This is a genomic window from Stenotrophomonas sp. 22DLJC03, assembly GCF_056861405.1.
This window is the reverse complement of sequence record NZ_JBSPUG010000001.1, coordinates 41,803-60,678: the sequence shown is the minus strand read 5'-3', so window position 1 is coordinate 60,678 and position 18,876 is coordinate 41,803. Positions and strand designations below refer to the sequence as shown.

At 66.8% G+C, this 18,876-nt stretch carries 15 protein-coding genes; 5 read left to right on the top strand and 10 right to left on the bottom strand.

Translation table 11 applies throughout. The annotated features are described in order from the left end of the window. The first annotated feature begins 56 nt into the window (after positions 1-56). The 4 genes from AC13GA_RS00275 to AC13GA_RS00260 all read left to right on the top strand — a co-directional run bounded on the left by AC13GA_RS00275 (position 57) and on the right by AC13GA_RS00260 (position 2,743). Positions 57-1,031 (top strand): DUF2145 domain-containing protein, encoded by a 975-nt coding sequence (locus tag AC13GA_RS00275; protein WP_482997317.1) that lies wholly within the window; start codon positions 57-59, stop codon positions 1,029-1,031. A gap of 19 nt (positions 1,032-1,050) precedes the next feature. Continuing rightward, positions 1,051-1,554 carry a hypothetical protein gene (locus tag AC13GA_RS00270; protein WP_253079213.1) on the top strand — a complete coding sequence of 168 codons (504 nt, stop codon included), beginning with the start codon at positions 1,051-1,053 and terminating at the stop codon, positions 1,552-1,554. Between the two features lie 32 nt (positions 1,555-1,586). Continuing rightward, complete coding sequence (locus AC13GA_RS00265) at positions 1,587-2,099, top strand: hypothetical protein (RefSeq protein WP_482997316.1); 513 nt, start codon at positions 1,587-1,589, stop codon at positions 2,097-2,099. An 83-nt stretch (positions 2,100-2,182) separates the two neighbouring features. Next, the gene (locus AC13GA_RS00260; protein ID WP_136639534.1) at positions 2,183-2,743 is read left to right on the top strand and encodes a queuosine precursor transporter; all 561 of its coding nucleotides are present in this window, start codon (positions 2,183-2,185) and stop codon (positions 2,741-2,743) included. A gap of 168 nt (positions 2,744-2,911) precedes the next feature. On the opposite strand, the gene glnE is transcribed toward AC13GA_RS00260, so the two are convergent. Continuing rightward, complete coding sequence (gene glnE, locus AC13GA_RS00255; protein WP_482997315.1) at positions 2,912-5,707, bottom strand: bifunctional [glutamate--ammonia ligase]-adenylyl-L-tyrosine phosphorylase/[glutamate--ammonia-ligase] adenylyltransferase; 2,796 nt, start codon at positions 5,705-5,707, stop codon at positions 2,912-2,914. Positions 5,708-6,093: 386 nt separating this feature from the next. On the opposite strand from glnE, the gene AC13GA_RS00250 reads away from it, so the two are divergent. Further along, positions 6,094-7,608, top strand: coding sequence for a succinyl-CoA:acetate CoA-transferase ScpC (locus AC13GA_RS00250; RefSeq protein WP_046984464.1), 1,515 nt, complete (start codon positions 6,094-6,096; stop codon positions 7,606-7,608). Positions 7,609-7,699: 91 nt separating this feature from the next. Here the strand turns inward: AC13GA_RS00250 and hglS are convergent, their stop codons facing one another. From hglS to AC13GA_RS00205, 9 genes are all read right to left on the bottom strand, one after another. Further along, positions 7,700-9,064 (bottom strand): 2-oxoadipate dioxygenase/decarboxylase HglS, encoded by a 1,365-nt coding sequence (hglS, locus tag AC13GA_RS00245; RefSeq protein WP_482997314.1) that lies wholly within the window; start codon positions 9,062-9,064, stop codon positions 7,700-7,702. A 204-nt stretch (positions 9,065-9,268) separates the two neighbouring features. Next, on the bottom strand, positions 9,269-9,757 hold the full coding sequence (locus AC13GA_RS00240) for a hypothetical protein (protein WP_253079821.1): 489 nt from the start codon (positions 9,755-9,757) through the stop codon (positions 9,269-9,271). 31 nt (positions 9,758-9,788) lie between these two features. Beyond that, positions 9,789-10,541 carry an HAD family hydrolase gene (locus AC13GA_RS00235; RefSeq protein WP_482997313.1) on the bottom strand — a complete coding sequence of 251 codons (753 nt, stop codon included), beginning with the start codon at positions 10,539-10,541 and terminating at the stop codon, positions 9,789-9,791. 95 nt (positions 10,542-10,636) lie between these two features. Next, complete coding sequence (locus AC13GA_RS00230) at positions 10,637-11,047, bottom strand: EF-hand domain-containing protein (RefSeq protein WP_004139214.1); 411 nt, start codon at positions 11,045-11,047, stop codon at positions 10,637-10,639. A 232-nt stretch (positions 11,048-11,279) separates the two neighbouring features. Further along, entirely contained in the window at positions 11,280-11,651 is a 372-nt protein-coding gene (locus tag AC13GA_RS00225; RefSeq protein ID WP_032968343.1) for a hypothetical protein, read from the bottom strand. 351 nt (positions 11,652-12,002) lie between these two features. Then, positions 12,003-12,716, bottom strand: coding sequence for a M15 family metallopeptidase (locus AC13GA_RS00220; protein WP_482997312.1), 714 nt, complete (start codon positions 12,714-12,716; stop codon positions 12,003-12,005). Continuing rightward, positions 12,649-14,202, bottom strand: a complete 1,554-nt coding sequence (locus tag AC13GA_RS00215; protein ID WP_482997311.1) for a serine hydrolase domain-containing protein — start codon at positions 14,200-14,202, stop codon at positions 12,649-12,651. Before AC13GA_RS00215 ends, AC13GA_RS00220 begins: the two co-directional genes overlap by 68 nt. Positions 14,203-14,257: 55 nt before the next feature. After that, positions 14,258-17,281, bottom strand: a complete 3,024-nt coding sequence (locus AC13GA_RS00210) for a TonB-dependent receptor (RefSeq protein ID WP_482997310.1) — start codon at positions 17,279-17,281, stop codon at positions 14,258-14,260. Positions 17,282-17,332: 51 nt separating this feature from the next. Next, the gene (locus AC13GA_RS00205) at positions 17,333-18,823 is read right to left on the bottom strand and encodes a transglutaminase-like domain-containing protein (RefSeq protein ID WP_482997309.1); all 1,491 of its coding nucleotides are present in this window, start codon (positions 18,821-18,823) and stop codon (positions 17,333-17,335) included. Positions 18,824-18,876 lie beyond the last annotated feature (53 nt).

Sequence of the window (18,876 nt, the reverse complement as noted above, 5' to 3'; positions counted from 1 at the left end):
TTTGGATCCGCCTGCGCGGTTAGAGTCCAGCTTCCCCCATCACACTGAACGTCTTCATGCGTACCCTGCTCCTGCTGCCCCTGGCCCTGCTCGCTGCCTGCTCCACCACGCCCACCGAGCTGGACCCGATTTCTTACCAGTGCCAGCAGCAGCTGGATGCATACCGCGAACAGCCAGCGCTGCGCGATCCGAAGACTGGCGAGCGCCCACCGCTGCCGATCGCCAGCCTGCTGGCGACCGCACCGGCATGGGCCAACAGCACCGAGTGCCGCGAGCGCTACCCGAGCGTGGCCTCGCAGGCGGCGATGCTGGACGTGGCCTGGACCACCGCCGAGCGCCTGGATGCGCTGCCCGATGTGGATGTGGTGGTCGCCGCACGTGGTGGCCAGGACCTGAGCCGCTACGGCCTGCGTCACAGCCATCTGGCCTTCCTGCTGCGCGAGGACGATGGCCGCTGGCGCGCGATGCACCTGCTCAACCGCTGCAAGACCGACAGCTCGCAGCTGTACCACGAAGGGCTGGGCAACTTCGTCGGCGAGAGCGGCGGCCATACCGACCTGCGCATCGGCGTGCCGTCGGCGCCGCTGCGTGCCGCGTTGAAGGCGATGCTGGTGTCGCCGTCGATCCAGCCAAAGGCGCTGCACGAAACCAGGTACAACGTGGTCGCCTACCCGTTCGCCACCGACTACCAGAACTCCAACCAGTGGGTGCTGGAAGTGCTGGCGGCGGCGATGGCGCAGGCCGATGGCGCGCCGGCCATCGTCAAGCGCGAACAGGCCCAGCAGTGGCTACGCCAGCAGAAGTACCAGCCCAGCGTGCTGCATATCGGCCTGGGCAAGCGCGTGGGTGCGCGCCTGTTCGTGGCCAACGCCACCACCACCGACCATCCGGCCGGCGAGCGCATCTCCGGCAACTATTCGGTGGTGACGGTGGAATCGGTGTTCGATTTCCTGCACCAGCGCAGCCAGCTGCAGCAGGAACTGGTGATCCCTCACGTGCCGGTGGCAGGTGCCGCCGCAGCCAGCCCCTGAATCCCGCAAGGAGAACGAGATGCGCCTTTCGCACGCTGTCCTGATGCCGCTGTTGATTCTCACCGGCCTGGCCTGCTCGACCGCCGCCCACGCCGAACGCCGCATCGTGATCATCCACGACCCGGGCCCGCAGGGGCCGAGCCTGGAGATGTCCACGCAGATGGTGACGTCGGCCCGCGCGGCAGCGGCGAAGGAAGCCCAGGATGCAGCCGACGCGGGTCGCCCATTGGCCCGTCAGCAGCAGATCAAGCTGCCGCAGATGCAGGTGAGCGCCATCGCCACCACCGTGGATGGCCGCCGCGAAGTGCTGCTGCGTGATGCCAACGATCCGCAGAACACCGCATCCATGCAGTACCCGCGCGGCATCGGCGATCCGGCCGTGCAGTTCACCGTGGGCCAGACCGTGAACTTCGAGCCAACCGGTGCCGACCAGGGCTGGCAGCTGAAGGACAACCAGGGCCGCCCGCTGGAATACCTGCCCGAGGCCACCGGCCCGCGCGACATTTTCGATACCCGGCGCTGAGCCGCCGTCCCCACCCTGACCAGGAGGTCTCCATGTTCCGTTGCCTGCGCGTTCCCGCCACTGCCCTGCTGCTTTCGGCGCTGGTGGTGCCCACCGTCCATGCCGGCGCCGCGCCGCAGTTGAACAGCAGCGAGGCCAGCGTGCTGATCACCTCGCTGATCGTGGTGTCAGTGCCCCTCGCTGCGTCGGCGGGCTTGGCTGAATTGTCGAAGGCGCCGTTCAAGGCCAGCGAGCGCCGTGAGAAAGCCCACCGCACCAAGGCGGTGCCGCTGCCAGCGATGGAAGTGAAGAAGGTGGAGACTACGGCGGCGGGCGAACGCCAGGTGCAGCTGCAGGTGCCCGACAAGGCCGACCAGACCGCCACGCTGCGCTGGCCGGCGCGCGTGCATGAGGACCAGACGGCGGCCTTCGTGGTCGGCCAGCAGGTGCATTTCGACCCCACCGACGCCGGTGCCGGCTGGACCGTGAAGAGCGCGCAGGGCCAGGCGCTGGCCTATGTGCCGACCGCCTACGCCGCCGGCGACGTGATGAGCGAGGTGCTGTAAAGCTGAACGACCGGTTTTGGCTTTGCCGCGGGCCGGGCGGATAATGGGCGATCCCCTTTGTCCCCTTTGTCCCCTGGCTCGCCATGTCCGTGCGTCCTGCCCCTGTGTTTGCCCCGTTGACCGCCCGCGCCCTGGTGCTGGCGGTACTGGCCATGGGCGCGGTGGTGCTGCTGTCCAACGTGCTGGTGCAGTACCCGATCAACGACTGGCTGACCTGGGGTGCTTTCAGCTACCCGGTCGCGTTCCTGGTCAGCAACCTGATCAACCGCCGCTTCGGCCCGGGCCCTGCCCGCCGCGTGGCGTGGATTGGTTTCGCGGTGGCGGTACTGCTGTCGATCTGGGTGGCCACCCCGCGCATCGCGATTGCCTCGTGCTCGGCCTTCATCGTGGCGCAGCTTCTGGACATCACCGTGTTCGACCGCCTGCGCCGTGGCAGCTGGTGGCGTGCACCGATGGTGGCCACTACCTGCAGCGCGACGGTGGATACCACCATTTTCTGGTCGATCGCGTTTGCCGGTTCGACCCTGCCGTGGGTGAGCTGGGCCGCCGGCGACCTGGCGGTGAAGCTGGCGATCGGCGTGTGCCTGCTGGCCCCGTTCCGCGCGTTGTTGTGGAAGATGGCGCCGCTGCGCGCGGCCGGCTGACCGCTGTCGCTCTGGTAGGTGCCAACCTTGGTTGGCACGCCGTTGCCAGGATCATGAACGCTGATGGGTTGTGCCAACCAAGGTTGGCACCTACCAACGGCAGGCCAACGGTCAGATCATTGATCCGGCGGGTCATCGCCAGGCCATTGCTCTGGTGGGTGCAACCCTTCAGGCGAACGGCAGCTCCGCGGCGATGCACGCCGCCGCAATCGCGGCACATGCCTCTTCAATCGCCGGCGTCGTCGGTGCCAGTCGCGGCCGCCGGTCCAGCGTGCAGGCCAGGCCAACATCCAACAACGTGGCATGCGCTCCATGCAGCGCCTGTGCGGTGGCTTCCGGCAGGAAACCAACAGCCGCCAACGCATCGATCAACGACGGCGTATCGCGGGGTTGCAGCAGCGCCGCATGCTGCGCGCTACGCGCCAGCACACCGGTCTGCAGCAGGAACTCCAGGTCCACCACGCCACCGGCACCCTGCTTCAGGTCCAGCCGCGCGGCATCGCTGCGGTCCAGTTCGGTGCGCATGCGGCCGCGCATCTTCAGCACGTCCGCATACAGCACACCGGCATCGCGTTCGCGGCCCAGCGTCTGCGCACGCACCTGTTCGAAATCGGCCAGCAGACTGGCATCACCGGCCACGCCCCGCGCGCGCACCAAAGCCTGGTGTTCCCAGGTCCACGCGCGCTCGCGCTGGTATTCGGTGTAGCTGGCCAGCGAAGAGACCAGTGAGCCCTTGCCGCCATCCGGGCGCAGGCGAACGTCGATGTCGTAAAGGCGGCCGGCGGCGGTGACTGCACCGAGCAGCGCCATCACCTTCTGCGCAAGGCGTGCGTACCAGCGCCCCGGTTCCAGCGGCCGTGCCCCATCGCTGGCATCCACGCCGGCCGGGTTGTCGTGCAGGAACACCAGGTCCAGATCGGAGCCGAAGCCCAGCTCCAGTCCACCCAGGCTGCCGTAGCCGATGATGGCGAAGCGCCCGCCGGGAATCTCGCCGTGTGCGGCGCGCATGTCCGCCTCGGCCATCGCCAACACGGTAACCACCACCGCCTGCGCCAGCTCGGCCAGTTGCCGCGTGCTGTCCACCGCGCCCTGGCGGCCATCCAGCGTGGCCATCGCCATGCGGAAGCTGAGTGCCAGCCGCGTTTCATTGAGCCAACGCAGCGCGGATTCGGGATCTTCCACCGTCAGCACCTGCTGGCACTCGGCCAGCATGCCAGCGGCATCCGGCATCGGCCCGGACACGCGCACGTCCAGCAGTTCGTCCAGCAGCAGCGGATACGCTGCCAGGCGCTCGGCCAGCAACGCGCTTCGCGCCAGCACGTCCACCAGCCGCGCCAGTGCGCTGGGCTGTTCGTCCAGCAAGGCGAGATAGCTGGTCCGGCGCAGCACCGCCTGCAGCAGGCCAAGCACGCGCTTCAGCGCGGCATCGGGCTGTGGCGAGCGCGTGGCCGCATGCAACAGCGCAGGCAGTACGCGATCCAGCCGCGCACGCGCGGCATCGGACAACGACTTCACGCCGGTGCCCTGGGCGAAATCGCGCAGCGACTGGTCGGCGCCGTTGGCATCGAGGAAACCGGCTTCGGCCAGCAGTGGTGCATTGCTGCCTTCGGGCAGGCTGCGCCAATAGTTGGCCAGCGCGTCGGGCGCGGCCTGGCCCTTGCGCGGCGCCAGCAGCGCGGCGAATTCAGTACTGACCCGCTGCTGCTGTTCCGCCAGCGCCGCACGCAGCACGTCCCAATCCGGATAGCCCAGACCCACGGCGATGCGTTCGCGGTCGAGTGCATCATTGGGCAGCACATGGGTCTGCGCGTCACGCAGCATCTGCAGGCGGTTTTCCAATCGGCGCAGGAACAGGTAGGCCTCGCGCAGCGCGCTGCCATCCTCGGGCGCGATCTGTCCGGCGGCCACCAGTGCGTCCAGCGCCACCAGCAGGCGACGCTCGCGCAGGGCCGGTTCACGACCACCGCGGATCAGCTGCAGCGCCTGGCACAGGAATTCGATTTCGCGGATGCCACCGGCGCCGCGCTTGATGTCGTCGTGCAGTTCCCGGCGCGCGACTTCGGCGGTGATTGCCGCCTTCATCTCGCGCAGGCCGTCGAGCGCGGTGAAGTCCAGGTAGCGGCGGTACACGAACGGGCGCAGGGTCTGCAGCCACGCCTCGCCGGCATCGATGTCGCCGGCCACCGCGCGCGCCTTCAACCAGGCATAGCGTTCCCAGTCGCGGCCCTCGCGCTGGAAATACTGGTCCATCGCCGCAAACGACAGCGCAACGCGGCCGGCGCTACCGAACGGACGCAGGCGCAGGTCGACGCGGTGGCTGAAACCATCGACGGTGGTTTCGTCCAGCAGCTTGGCCAGGCGCTGGCCGAGGCGGGCGAAATATTCTTCGGCCGCCAACGGACGCGGTCCATCGGATTCACCGCCCTGCGGATAGGCGTAGACCAGGTCTACATCGGAACTGAAGTTGAGCTCGCCACCGCCGAGCTTGCCGAGGCCGAACACCACCAGCTGCTGCGGGTTGCCGTGTTCATCGGCGATGACGCCGTGGCGCTGGGCGAATTCCTGCTGCAGGGCATCCAGTGCCAGACGCAGGCAGTCCTCGGCCAGGGTGGTGGCACCGGCGAGGGTCTGCGGCACGTCGTCGAGGCCGGCCAGGTCACGCCAGATCAGCCGCGTGGACATCGCGGTGCGCCAGCGCCGGATCTGCGCCGGCCAGTCGCTGGGCTGCAGGGGATCGAGCACCGGCGCCGGGATCGGCGGGCAGCTGGGGGCGGCCAGCTGTGCCAGCAAGGCCGGTTGCCGCACGAGGGTGTCCAGCGCGAAGTCGCTGGCCACCGCCAGCTGGTTCAGCAACGGCAGCAGATCGGCCGGGACGGGCTCGGGCAGGACCTGGGCCAGACGGGCCAAAGCGCGGTCGACAAGAGGCTGCAGGGAGGCGGGCAGGTCAGCGGGGGCGAGGGTCATGGGCTGATTCTCACGGGGTCGGATCCCTTTGCCAACGGCGAAGGGCTCTGACCCCGAGATGCCGCCGGTTGATGCCGCTGGTGGGGTCAGAGCCTTTTGCCTGTGACAAAAGGATCCGACCCCCGATGGGAGCCGCGCATTCATACTGGGCGACAGGCAATAAAAAAGCCCGCTTGCAGCGAACTGCCAGCGGGCTCTGCTCCCTCCCCCACGTCGGGATGCAGGTCCATCGTGCGGGCTGCGAAAGCACTTTGCACGCTGCACTGCAAAACAAAACCGGCGGGTTTGGGTGACCCCTGCGGGAAAAGCCATTCCACGAAGGTAGAACCCCCCGTACGGCGGGGGATGGCCGATAATCGGGATTCCCCCCAGCAACACGTGTCGTCATGTCTGTTGATCGCATCGCCAACGCGCGTCTCCGTGACCGCGTGGTCTCCGCAGAGGCCGCAGCCGCGCTGATCCAGCCCGGTGAAACCGTGGCCATGAGCGGCTTTACCGGCTCTGGTTACCCCAAGGCTGTTCCCGTCGAACTGGCCCGCCGCATCGAAGCGGTGCACGCCCAGGGCCTGCCCTTCCAGATCAGCCTGATGACCGGCGCCTCCACTGCGCCGGAACTCGATGGCGCGCTGGCCAAGGCCGATGGCATCGCCATGCGCATGCCGTTCCAGAGCGACCCGGATGCGCGCAACCGCATCAACGAGGGCAAGCTGGACTACATCGACATCCACCTCAGCCACGTGGCCCAGCATGTGTGGTTCGGTTTCTATGGCGAGATCGATACCGCCGTGATCGAAGTCTCGGCCATCCGCGAAGACGGTTCGCTGGTGCCGTCCACCTCGGTCGGCAACAACAAGACCTGGCTGGACCTGGCCAAGAAGGTGATCGTCGAGGTCAACGAATGGCAGCCGGCCGGCGTCGACGGCATGCATGACATCTACTACGGCACAGCGCTGCCGCCGCACCGCAAGCCGATTCCGCTGGTGAACGCCAACGACCGCATCGGTGACACCGCGCTGCGCTGCGACCCGGACAAGATCGTGGCCGTGGTGCGCACCAACGGCCCGGACCGCAACAGCCCATTCAGCCCGATCGATGTGACCAGCGAGCAGATCGCTTCGCACCTGATCGAATTCCTCAAGCACGAGGTGAAGAAGGGCCGCCTGCCGCCGAACCTGCTGCCGCTGCAGTCGGGCGTGGGCAATATTCCGAACGCGGTGTTGGCCGGCCTTGCCAAGAGCGGCTTCCGCGACCTGGCCGCGTTCACCGAAGTCATCCAGGACGGCATGCTCGATCTGCTGCGTGACGGAGTGCTGAGCTACGCTTCGTGCACCGGCTTCGCGCTGAGCCCGCAGGCCAACGAGACGTTCAAGGAGAACATCGATTTCTATCGCGAGCGCATCATCATGCGCACGCAGGAAATCTCCAACCATCCGGAGCTGGTGCGCCGCCTCGGCTGCATCGGCATGAACGGCATGATCGAAGTGGACATCTACGGCAACGTCAATTCGACGCACGTGATGGGCACCCGGATCATGAACGGCATCGGCGGTTCGGGTGACTTTGCGCGCAACGGTTTCCTGTCGGCGTTCCTGAGCCCGTCCACCGCGAAGAACGGCACCATCTCGGCGATCGTGCCGATGGCCAGCCACGTGGACCACACCGAACACGACGTGTCGGTGATCGTCACCGAACAGGGCCTGGCCGATCTGCGAGGGCTGACCCCGCGCAAGCGTGCGCAGGTGCTGATCGACAACTGCGCGCACCCGGATTTCCGCCCGCAGCTGCAGGACTACTTCGACCGTGCCAGCCGCGAAAGCTACGGCAAGCACACCCCGCACCTGCTGCCGGAAGCGCTGTCGTGGCACCAGCGTTGGCTGGATACCGGCACGATGAAGGGCTGATTGCCGTCGGGGTCGGATCCCTTTCCATTGGAAAGGGCTCTGACCCCAGGTACGGACATCGGGTAGAGCCGGCCAGCGGCCGGCTCTACCTTCACGCGGTGCGCAGCGCCGCCAGCGATTCGGCCTGCAGCCGCTCGTAGATTTCGAACTCGTCATTCACCGCCACGCCCAGCGCCTGCTCGAAGGCCTCGCGGTTGGCGTGTGCGGCATACGCACGCTGTTCTTCACCGCCCAGGTTCGACTGGAAGATGCCTGCGGCACTGACCGGCAGGAAATCCTCGTAGACGATCGGGTCGGCCGTGGCCAGGCCTGCGGCCACCAGCACTTCGGCCGGCAGGTCGGCCACGCGCTCCGGTGCGGCGCGACCGGCGTCGGTCAGCTGGTAGCGGTAGTAACCCAGTCCTTCCTGGCGCAGCGTGTCATGGTCATCCGGGAAGCTGGCGAACACCGCCTGCAGGCGCTGGCCGTAGCCGCCACCGGTGCTGCCTTCGCCACCGGCATCGCGTGCCTGCGACAGCAGCTGGTCGTACAGTGCGCGGCCCTTCGGGGTCAGGGCCAGGCCGCGCTGTTCGATCTCGCCGAAGCGCGCGGTGTGGGTGCCGGCGTCGCCGCCCTCACTGTCCGGGAAATGCACGGCTTCTTCCAGCGCCTTGAAGCTGGTCTGGCGCAACAGGATCGGGCAGGCACGGCGCGGCGGACCTTCGATCACCGCCTTGGCCGCCATGCCGTGCTCGATCATTGCAGCCTGCGCAGCGTCGATATCCAGCGTACGCGGGGTCAGGTGGTTGATGTGCGGGCCGCGGAAGCTGACCACGTCGGCCACCAGCCGGTGCGCGTTGTGCAGCGCGTGGTAGGTCGGCAGATCGACGGTGGCATCCCCGTGCCAGCGGAAGGTTTCCAGTGCTTCATCGACAAAGCGCCCGGCATCGGCCTGCGACAGCCCGCCGTCACGCTCGGCCTGGTCGATCAGTGCCAGCGCGCCATCGGTAAAGATGCGGCGGCCGGCAAGGATCTTTGCCGATTCGGCGCGCAGCGCTTCGTCTTCGATCAGCTCCAGGCGCAGCAACGAGGTGAACACGCGGAACGGGTTCTGCGCCAGCGCCGCGCCGGTGAGCGGGCGGAACGCAGTGGAGTGCACCGGCACGCCGGCCACGGACAGGTCGTAGTAGCCGACCGGGTACATACCCATCACCGCGAACAGGCGGCGCAGCGTGGCCAGCTCCTGCACGGTGCCGACGCGGATCGCGCCGTGGCGCTCTTCGTCCAGGCGCGCACGCTCGTCGTTGCGCTGCAGCTGCGCGGCCAGCGCCGGGTCCTGCTCCAGCACCTGCGCGTTGATCCGCTCCACCAGTTCCACCAGCGTGCCGTACAACGGTACTTCGGTGCGGTACATGCGGGACATGGCCTGCGCGAACAGGCGGCGGATCACATCAGGCGAAACGAAAGAGGCGCTCATCAGTCACTCGATTACGGGAACGGGGAACAGCTCGAACCCGTATTGTCGCCGGAGCGCGGCGCGGCGGCGATATGCAGAGCAACATGGCGCCCAGCCCGGTAGGCCTGGTGGGTGCGAACCTTGGTTCGCACTGGTCTGGGGGGGAAGGAGCAAAAGGCGTGCGAACCAAGGTTCGCACCCACCAGAATCAGGCAGCGGCCGGCACTACCGCTTGAGCTGGCGCTTCAGGGTGGCATCCAGGGTGATCGGCCGGTCCCAGTGCTGGTAGCTGGCCACGATGGCGTGGCGCACGGCGCGGTAATGCAGATTGTCCGGCTTGGTCGGCATGCGCTTCACCACCGCCTCCCAACCGCCCTCCGGGTCCTGACTGAAGGCGCGCACGCTGTCGCGGCAGGTCTGGCCGCTGGCCTTGGCCCAGAAGCAGGCGAAGTAGATGTCCCCGGCCTGCCAGCCATGGGTGGTGAACAGCGCGCTGATGTAGCCGCGCGGCACGCTGGCATAACGCGACACTTCGTCGAGGAAGGCGTCCGGGTAGCGTTCGGCGTAGTGATTGACGTCCTGCAGCTGGGCATCGACCCAGCTGTCGCCGGTTTCCACCTCGTAGGCCGCCGAGCGCTCGGCGGTCTGCTGGGCCAGCACGGTGGCCGGCGCCAGCAGCAGGGACAACAACAGTGCGCGCAGTCGGAGGTTCATGCCCCGATTCTGCCGCAGCCGCCGGGTCCTGTCAGGCCGCCGCCGAGGCCTTGGCCTCGATCGCCGCCAGTGCGGCCGGCCAATCGTGGGCGGTGTCGGCGGTGACCATGCGCGGTTCGTCGTCGGCCACGCCGTGCTGGGTCTCGTGTGCCCAGGTCACTGCGTACGGGGTATGCACGCCCCAGCCGCCCAGGGTCACCACCGGCTCGATGTCCGAACGCAGTGAGTTGCCGACCATCACGAAGCGCTGCATCGGCAGTTCGAATTCGGCCAGCACGCGGGCGTAGGTTTCCGGGTCCTTCTCCGAGACGATCTCGATGCGCGGGAACAGCTCGGCGAGATTGGCGACCTTGATCTTGGCTTCCTGGTGGAACAGGTCGCCCTTGGTGATCAGCACCACCGGATAATCTTCGGCGATCGCAGCCACCGCTTCACGCACGCCGTCGATCAGCTCGACCGGGTGGCGCAGAGTGTCGTGGCCGATCTCCAGGATGCGCTGGATGTCCTTGGCCTCGATGCGCTGGCCGGTGATGTCGATGGCCGCTTCGATCATCGACAGCGTCATGCTCTTCACGCCGTAGCCGAAGGTACCCAGATGGCGCTGCTGCACTTCCAGCAGGTGACGCGCGGTCTGGGTGTCATGCACGTCGACGTAGCGCGACAGCAGGTCAAGATAATCCTGCTCGGCCTTGCGGTAGTAGTCCTCGCTCTTCCACAGCGTATCGTCACCGTCAAAACCGACCAGGCCGATGGCGCGCGACGGCGCAGGCGTGGAGGTGTTCATCGCGCAAGGATACAGGGGCGGCGATGACGAGAAAAACCCGGGCGGCCGCAGCCGCCCGGGTCCCCATGCACCGGTCTTCCCGAATCAGGCGTGGATCAGCGGCCCTGCGCCGCGCCGGCACCCGCACCGGCCTGCTGCGCGGCCACGTAGGCCTTGTACTCATCGGCGCTCAGCTCGCCGTCCTTGTTGGTATCGGCCTGGTCGAACACTTGGGCGAGGCCAGCGTTCACCTGCGCCTCGGTCTTGCTGATGGTGCCGTTGCCATCGGTATCGATGCTGGCCCAGGTCTGGCCACCGCCGTTGGCCTGTGCCGAGGCCGCTGCGGCCGCATTGGTCGCCTGGTCAGCCGCCTGCCCTGCCTGCGCCGCCGACTGCTGCGCCTGCGCGGCCTCGTTCTGTGCCTGCGCGGCCTGCTGCTTGGCCGACTGGGCCATCGCCGGAATGGCCAGCACGCTGCCGGCGGCGACGATCAGGGCGATCAGGGGCTTGCGGTTGCGAATAGTCATCAGGGGTGTCTCCTACCAATTGGGTGGTGTTGCGCGGCGTGTTGTCTCCGCACGGCACCTACCCTGCCACCGCCTTTCTGAATCGATTTTGCCCCGCGACCGGCGTCAACACGCACGATTAACCACTCGCCTCCACGCATGCTTTAGCGCGGTGGTTAGCAGCAAGTGAGCAGCTCATAAGATGCGCATTCAGCGCTGCCGGATTTAACCGGCAGCGAACGAAAAACCTGCGTCAGTCGACGTTCTGCGCCGATGACCGCGAACTGAACACCACCCAGCCGAGGGCAACACCAGCGAGCGCGCCGGCGATTTCAAGCACCACGCGACTGCCAAGTTCGTTCGGATCGTGGATGGTGGCGAGGAACAGGCGCGCGTACAGTGGCGATTCCAGCCGCACGATGCCCATGTAGAACAGCTTCCATGCATCGATGCCGGCGGAGATGATCACGGCGATGACACACGACCAGCCGATCGCGTGGCCGACCGTCCAGTGCAGAAGCCGGCACAGTTGCGACCACAGGAAGTACACCAGCAGCCCGACCAGCAGGGCGATGGCGCCGGCTTCCAGGGTACCGAGCAGGCCGAAGTGCAGGGGAAGGTTCATCGGGTAGGCAACGGTGGGATGGCGGCCAGTGTAAGGGTATTGGCAGGGTTGCACCCTGCACCTGCCGAGGCTTCAAGCAACAGCCAAAGCCAAAGCGGCATACTGAGGGTTGGCGGGGCACTGTGAGTGTGCGGGGCCGCCGTGAACCCATCCATGGGGGCTTGGTCACCGCTTTCTCGTGTGCGCTGTCCTGCGCACACGAGCAAGCGGCGACCGAGCTTACATGGACGTACTTGCAGCGTCCCACGCAACCGGCCCCACCCCGCCAATCCACGGAATGCCAGCTGTTGCTTCGGCCGTTGCCGTTGCCGTTGCCTCTGCAGGTGCAGGGCGCAGCCCTGCCGATAACCCCTAAAGCACTGGCACGTCGTACGCGGTGCCGGGGTCCGGTTCGGGCTGCAGGGTGTAGTGCCACCACTCCTTCGGGTAGTTGGCGAAGCCTCGCCGGGCCATCGCGCTTACCAGCTGCTGCCGATTGGCCTGCTGTGCATCGCTCAGTCCGCTCGTCTGCGTATGCGCACGCGGGCCAAAGAAATCGAAGTCGGTACCCATGTCCATCGGCTTGCAGCGGCCGTTGCGGCAGTCCAGCAGACCGAGATCGACCGTGGCGCCGCGGCTGTGGCCGGAGCGCTCGGCGATGTAGCCGTCGGCCAGCAGGCGCGGCTTGTCCAGGTCCGGGTACTGCAGCGCCTTCCGCGAAAGCTCGCTGGGGTCGTTCACCCAGGCCATGAAGGCCTGCACCGAACGCACCGGCCGATAGCAGTCATAGATGCGCAGGCCAAAGCCATCCGCGCGCAGGTCCTGTTCCACATGCGCCAGCGCCTTCGCCACCGGCGCCAGCAGGTAGCAGGACGGCGCCTCGTAGCGCGGCACGCGCGCGCCGGTGAAGTTGTTGGCGCCGGCGTAGCGGATGTCCATCTCGATGCCTGGCGACAACGTGCGGATCTCCACCAATCCGGCGCTGGCTGCATCGGTGGCCGGTGAAACGCGCGGTGGCTCAGCGGCGCTGGCGCTCGCCGCCAGGGCAATCGCCAGTACGAGTGAAATGCAGGTCCTGGAAGTCATAGCTGAAGTCGATGTCCGGGTCGATGGCACGCAGGTCCAGCGTGGGCGGCGCACCGTCACCGGGCTGCAGCCACGCCTGCGCGTCTTCGCCCAGCGTATCCCAGCGCAACAGCCAACGCCCCTGCAGTTGCAGCACGGCACCCTGCAGCCGCGGCGATCTGTCCACGCTGAAGCGCAGGCCGTCCTTGCCCGGGCACAACGAGGCCGGGCCCAGCCAGGGGTCGGTGTAGCGGCCCTGCCAGTGCTGTAGATCGGACGCCGACGTCTGCCGCGCGTCCGACGTCACTGGCCGCTGATGCCCGGACGCCGCCCGCGTTGCCTGGTCTGCCTTCAATTCGGCCAGGTACTCCATCGCAGGCCGCGCACCGTCCGCTGCGGTGAAGCGCTTCAGCGCGGCCTGCATCAACGCGGTGCGCGCATCCTCGCCTTCACCGTTGATCAGCATCACCACGCCCACCTTGCGGTCGGGCAGCAGCGCCAGTGACGAATACATTCCCGACAGCGTGCCGGTATGCGCCACCTTCCACTGCCCGTCCATGTCGGACACTCGCCAGCCGTAGCCGTAGCCATGGAAGTGCGCGTTGTCCCAGCGCCGCTGGCGCTCACCCAGCGGCATCGGCATGTGCAGGGTCCACAGCGTGCGCCGCTGCTCGCTGCCCAGCCAGTCCGGCACCAGGGCAGGATCCAGCAGCACCTGCATCCAACGCGTCAGGTCACGCAGCGAACAGCGGATGCCGCCAGCTGCCATCGACGGCAGGTCAGGGCTGGTCTCACCGTCGGCGTTCACCACCTCGTTGCGTTCACCACGCCAGGCGTGCGGCTGCGCCACATTGCCCACGCGCTTCACCGACCATGCCCCCACTTGGCAGCGCGTCATGCCCAGTGGTTCAAACACCTGCTCGCGCATCAGCTGGTCGTACGGTTTGCCACCGGCCGCAGCAGCCACTTCACCGGCCACCACGTACATCAGGTTGTCGTAGGCATAGTGGCTGCGGAAGCTGCTGACCGGCTTCAGGTGCGCCAGTCCGGCGATGATATCGGCGCGGGTGAACGCGTTCGGCTCCGGCCACAGCATCAGATCGCCGGCACCTAATCCGAGCCCACTGTTGTGGATCAGCAGATCGCGCACCTGCATCTGCCGGCCGACCCACGCGTCATGCATTCGGAAGCCCGGCAGATGCCGCTGCACTGGATCGTCCCAGCGCAGCTTGCCCTGTTGCACCAGCCGTGCCAGCAGCGCGGCGGTCATCGCCTTGCTGTTGGAGGCAATCTTGAACAGCGTGTCGTCATCGATGCGGCCTCCATCACCACGCGTACCTTCCACATGGCGATGGACCACCTGCCCGTTCTCGACCACCGCCATCGCCAGTCCGGGCAGATGCTCGACGCGGACCACGGCGGCGACATCCGCATCGATGGATGCGGTATCGGCTGCCGAAGCGGAAGGAGCGGTCAGTGCCGCTGCGAGGATCAGCAGATGGTGCATGCGGGCAGCGCCTCCATTGCCCGCGCTGTCACGGTGGACGGCGCGGATCACGGCCTCAGAAGTTCCAGGTCACCACCAGCTGGGTGTAGCGCGGCGCCTGCCAACGCGTGCCAGTTGCGAAGGTAGCTTCGCGGTACTGTCCCGGCTGCGCTTCATAGCGCTGATGCACGTTGATGGTCTTCTGGTTGTTGAACAGGTTGTACACCGACAGCCGCGCGCTGAGGTCGATGCCCTCCACCGGCAGGCGCCAGGTCACATTGGCACCCATGGTCCAGGTCCACGGCAGGCGACCGAACGCGCCGCGCGGGCTGTACTCGAACTGGCGTTTGTCGTACGGGCCCGAGCAGTTGGCCACGCACAGCCAGCCGGTGCCACCGCCGCTGCCTTCGCTGGAGGTACTACCACCGGCGATGGAATCGTTCGGCCACATCACGCCGTACGCAGTGATCGGGCCACCGGACTGCACCTGCAGCGTGGTGCCGAACGACCATTGCTTGTTCAGTGCGTAGGCGGCACGCAGCTTGAACTGATGGCGGAAGTCGTTGAACAGCACGCCGTAGCGCTCGTTGGTGGCCGGATGATCCCAGAACTGGACCATGCCGGTGTCGCCGTAGTTGGTATCGGAGTTGACCGGGCCCTCGAAGTTGCCCTCGCTCTTCGACCACAGGTAGGACGCGTTGAGCATCCACTTCTCGTCCCATGCACGGTCGATCTGGAACTCCAGCGCCTTGTAGGTGCGCTTGGGCTTGGAGTAACCGATCACCTCGCCGCTGCCGCCCTTGCGGTAGCCGCTGTTGGCGGTATCGATGGTGATCCAGCCTTCATTGGCGCAGCCGATGCTCTTGTCGCCCCAGATCGTCAGGCTCTCGCCCGGGTTGGCGATCGGCCACAGCGTGCTCGGGGTCGGGCCACAGGGGGTGTAGTTGATGCGGATGTCATCCAGCGCGCGGGTCATGCGCCGATAGGTAGCATTGACGCCCCACGACCAGGCCTGGTTGATCATGTTCTGGAAGCCGAGGATGTACTCATCCTGGTAGACCGCCTTCAGGTCGCGGTCCACGCTCTGGCGCAGATCGGCGCCACCGGTGTTCATGCGGGTGTCGGTCGGCCCGATCTGCTGGCCGACGATCGGTGCCATGTACGGCGAGCCGGTCGGCGAGGTCTTCTGCTCCCAGCCGTTGAGCACGTAGTAGCTGTACTCGTCGGTCAGGCCACCGGCGAAGTTCACGTTGATGTTGTTGGTCACCGGCAGGTAGTAGCGGCCTGCGTTGCCGAACAGCTTGGTGCTGCCATCACCGCGCATGTCCCACGAGAAGCCGACGCGCGGTGCGATCAGGTCGTCCATCTTGATGAACGCCTTGCCGGCGGCGGTGCGGTTCTCGAAACGGTCCCAGCGCACACCGAGGTTGAGCATCAGGTTCGGGGTGATGTTCCAGATGTCTTCCAGGTAGAACGCGTTGGCCTCGGTCTCGAACTTGCCGCCGGACTGGCGGTTGCGTGCGCGCAGCATCTCGGTGACGCCGGCCGGAACATAGGCGTTGGCGCCGTCCCACACTTCATCGCCGGGCCGCGCGACGTAGGCGGTATAGCTCAGTGCGGTCGGTCCCGGGTAGCGGGTGGACTGGTCGGTGGTCATCAGCTCGCGGTCCACGCCGAAGCGCAGCAGGTGGTCGCCCAGCTGCCACTCGAAGTCCAGGCGGGCCACGTCGCGGGTGTCATCGCGCTCGGCCACCGCCGTGCCGGTGGGATGGCAGCCGGCGCGCAGGCCCTGCAGCTTGCCCAGGCGCGGACCGTACGTGCTGTCGGTGAACACCGGGCTGCAGGCCTGGTCCAGCGACGAGTTGGTGAACGCACGCTGCTTGTTCTGGCCAACCATGGCGCGGGCAGTGAAGTTCTGCCCGAAATGACCGGTGTAGGTCGCCGACCAGTTGCGGCCGCCGGTCTCGGTGATCGAGTCCCCCCCCCAGGCGCCAAGCCGGTCGTTGTTCCAGTTGTAGCCATACGAGGCATTGGTGACGTCACCCTCGTCGGAGAACGCCAGCAGTGCCAGGCTGTGGTTGTCGTTGATGTTCCAGTCCAGCTTTGTGCCCCAGAACCCGTTGCCGGAATCATTCTTGAACCAGGTACTGCCATCGGACGAGGTGTTGTGTCCCTTGTCACTGCGGTCCTCGTACATGGCGAACAGGAACAGCTTGTCCTTGATGATCGGGCCGGAACCCCAGACGTTGGTCTTCAGGAACGAATTGTTGTCGCGGCTTCCGTAGGAATGCGGCGTACCGTCACGGTGGAAATGATCGCCGCCACTGGAACGCCACGCGCTCGGTTCAGCGGTCACTTCCACGCCGCCTTCGAACACGTTGCTGCCCGAACGGGTCACCGCATTGATCACGCCACCGGTGGAGCGGCCGAACTCCACCGAGTAGCCACCGGTCTTGACCTGGAACTCGTTGAAGAAGGCGAATGGCGCGGTACTGAAGCCGCGCCGGGTGTACATGTCGGTGACATTGAGGCCGTTGATGAAGACAGCATTCTCGGCCACCGAGGAACCGGCGAACGACAGGCCACCAAACGACGAATTGCCCCCCACCACGCCCGGTGCCATCAGCGCGACCGCGGACAGGTCCTGCGCTACCGGCAGCCGTGAGATCTCCTGGCGATTGATGTTGAACGAGGTTTCGGTGGAGTAGACATCCACGCGGTTGATCACGCGGGTGCCGCGCACCTGCAGTGCATCGAGATTGGTGACACCGCCACCACTTGCCAGGTTGACCGTGGTGGTGCCACCGACGGCGACGCTGACCGCGACCTGATCGCCCAGCGCCTGGCCCTCACGGCTGAGCTGCAGCTGGTAGTCGCCTACCGGCAATTGACCCAGGCGGTAACTGCCATCGGCACCGACGGTTACGGTGCGGGTCAGGCCGGTACTGCTGCTGACCACGGTGACCTGGTCGCCGGCGGTGGCACGGCCGGCCACGGCGCCACTGACATTCTGTGCCAACGCGATGCTGGGCAGCATCGCGCCCAGGCACGTGCCGAGGGCGACGCACAAGGCCGCCCGCTTGATGGTGTAAGCCTTCATCCCCTGCTCTCTCCTGCAAGAATTGAATGGTGGTGTGGGTGGTGTGTCGCGCTAGCGTTGCCCGGCTGGCAGTACCCGCCACTGGAAGTCGTAGTTCCATTGGTCGAAGTACAGGTTGCCGCCTGCCCACTCGGCCTCGCCGCGCTGCGAGTCGACCGTTTCCGAGCGGTGGTGCTGTTTGGCCGGCACCAGGGCCTGGCCGAAATCGTCGTTGTAGGCGATACGGTAGCCGTCGAGGCCACCGAGGTAGAAATCACGCAGCGCGGGCGTATCGCTGGCCAGCGCGCCGGTGGTCACATCCATCGGCAGCCAGCCATACGGCGCCAGGTAGACCTGCCCCCAATCATGCAGGTTGTTGTAGCCGCTGCCATCGTCGGCGAACACCATGCCCGACTGCCAGCGCGCGGGAATGCCGTTCATGCGCAGCAGCGCGATCAGCAACAGGGTCTGCTGCCCGCAGTCGGCATGGCCGGCTCGCAATGCGTAATCACTGATGTTGCTGATGGTGGAGTATTCGCGCGCGCCGGCCCACGGAATGCGATCGACCGCGGCGAACAGCCTGCGCACCACCTCGTATGGGCGTATTTCACCCTGCAACACCTGGCCGGAAAACAGCTTCAGCGCCGGGGTGAAGCGCACATGCGGCAGCTGCTCGGACAGGTAGGGTTTCAGTGCCGGGTCGGCCGGTGTCGGCTGCACCATGGCCGGATCGATCGCGGTGTGGCGCGCGAAGATCGTCAGCGCGTAGCGGATCTCGAAGCGCGTCGGCTGCCCAGCCACCGCCTTTGCTTCCAGATAGGCGGTGCGCTGCTGCGTGCTGGCCGGTGCCACGCGCGCCCTGCCGGGGGTGCTGCCCAGCCACTGCACCTGCTCCTGCTGGCCAGGTAGTTCACGTGGGTAGGGAATCCAGGCACGAACCGTTTCCCCCGCCGGCACCGCATCGGCCTTGACCGTCAGCGACTGGGTGAATTCGATGCGCTGCGGCAGCACCGAGGCCTGGCCACTCTGTTCGGCCGCCGCGATCACGCGCGCATGGTGTGCATTGAGCACTTCGTTCGGGCCGGGCGCCGGCAGCGGCGCATCCGCGCGGCGGCGTGCGCGCGCTTGGTCGCTGAGCAGGAACAGGTTCGACGGTGCGCGCTTGAAGTACCAGCGCGTGCCGTCGATATCGAGATGCTCGATCAGGCCAAGCTGGTCCCAGCGCGCGAATTCCTCGTCAGTCAGGTCGGGAATCCAGCGCCGCACCGCCGCCTTGGCACCGGCTTGGTCCAAGGAGAAATCCAGGCGGATTCGCCGCATGCGCTCCTGCTGGAAGGCGATGTCCTGTTCGCTGACGCCAGACTCGGCCGCATCGGCTGCCGACCAGGTATTCAGTTCGCTGCCGGCTTCGGAGAACCGCCCGGCATCGATCATCTGCACCACCTGCGCGAACTGCGTGGCCGACGGCGGTGGCTGCGCTGCTGCGGACCACGCGCACAGCAGCAGCGCGGCACTCAGGCCGGCAGCAGCAGGCAGACGCAGTTTGCGAACGGCAGGATCCACGGCGACACTTCCCAAGCGCGGGTGGTAACGGCTGTGTAACACGGGCCGGGAGA

Bases quoted from the DNA above. Each gene is read 5' to 3' on its own strand.
- AC13GA_RS00275 (WP_482997317.1), top strand. From the start codon at position 57: ATGCGTACCCTGCTCCTGCTGCCCCTGGCCCTGCTCGCTGCCTGCTCC.
- AC13GA_RS00270 (WP_253079213.1), top strand. From the start codon at position 1,051: ATGCGCCTTTCGCACGCTGTCCTGATGCCGCTGTTGATTCTCACCGGC.
- AC13GA_RS00265 (WP_482997316.1), top strand. From the start codon at position 1,587: ATGTTCCGTTGCCTGCGCGTTCCCGCCACTGCCCTGCTGCTTTCGGCG.
- AC13GA_RS00260 (WP_136639534.1), top strand. From the start codon at position 2,183: ATGTCCGTGCGTCCTGCCCCTGTGTTTGCCCCGTTGACCGCCCGCGCC.
- glnE (WP_482997315.1), bottom strand. From the start codon at position 5,707: ATGACCCTCGCCCCCGCTGACCTGCCCGCCTCCCTGCAGCCTCTTGTC.
- AC13GA_RS00250 (WP_046984464.1), top strand. From the start codon at position 6,094: ATGTCTGTTGATCGCATCGCCAACGCGCGTCTCCGTGACCGCGTGGTC.
- hglS (WP_482997314.1), bottom strand. From the start codon at position 9,064: ATGAGCGCCTCTTTCGTTTCGCCTGATGTGATCCGCCGCCTGTTCGCG.
- AC13GA_RS00240 (WP_253079821.1), bottom strand. From the start codon at position 9,757: ATGAACCTCCGACTGCGCGCACTGTTGTTGTCCCTGCTGCTGGCGCCG.
- AC13GA_RS00235 (WP_482997313.1), bottom strand. From the start codon at position 10,541: ATGAACACCTCCACGCCTGCGCCGTCGCGCGCCATCGGCCTGGTCGGT.
- AC13GA_RS00230 (WP_004139214.1), bottom strand. From the start codon at position 11,047: ATGACTATTCGCAACCGCAAGCCCCTGATCGCCCTGATCGTCGCCGCC.
- AC13GA_RS00225 (WP_032968343.1), bottom strand. From the start codon at position 11,651: ATGAACCTTCCCCTGCACTTCGGCCTGCTCGGTACCCTGGAAGCCGGC.
- AC13GA_RS00220 (WP_482997312.1), bottom strand. From the start codon at position 12,716: ATGACTTCCAGGACCTGCATTTCACTCGTACTGGCGATTGCCCTGGCG.
- AC13GA_RS00215 (WP_482997311.1), bottom strand. From the start codon at position 14,202: ATGCACCATCTGCTGATCCTCGCAGCGGCACTGACCGCTCCTTCCGCT.
- AC13GA_RS00210 (WP_482997310.1), bottom strand. From the start codon at position 17,281: ATGAAGGCTTACACCATCAAGCGGGCGGCCTTGTGCGTCGCCCTCGGC.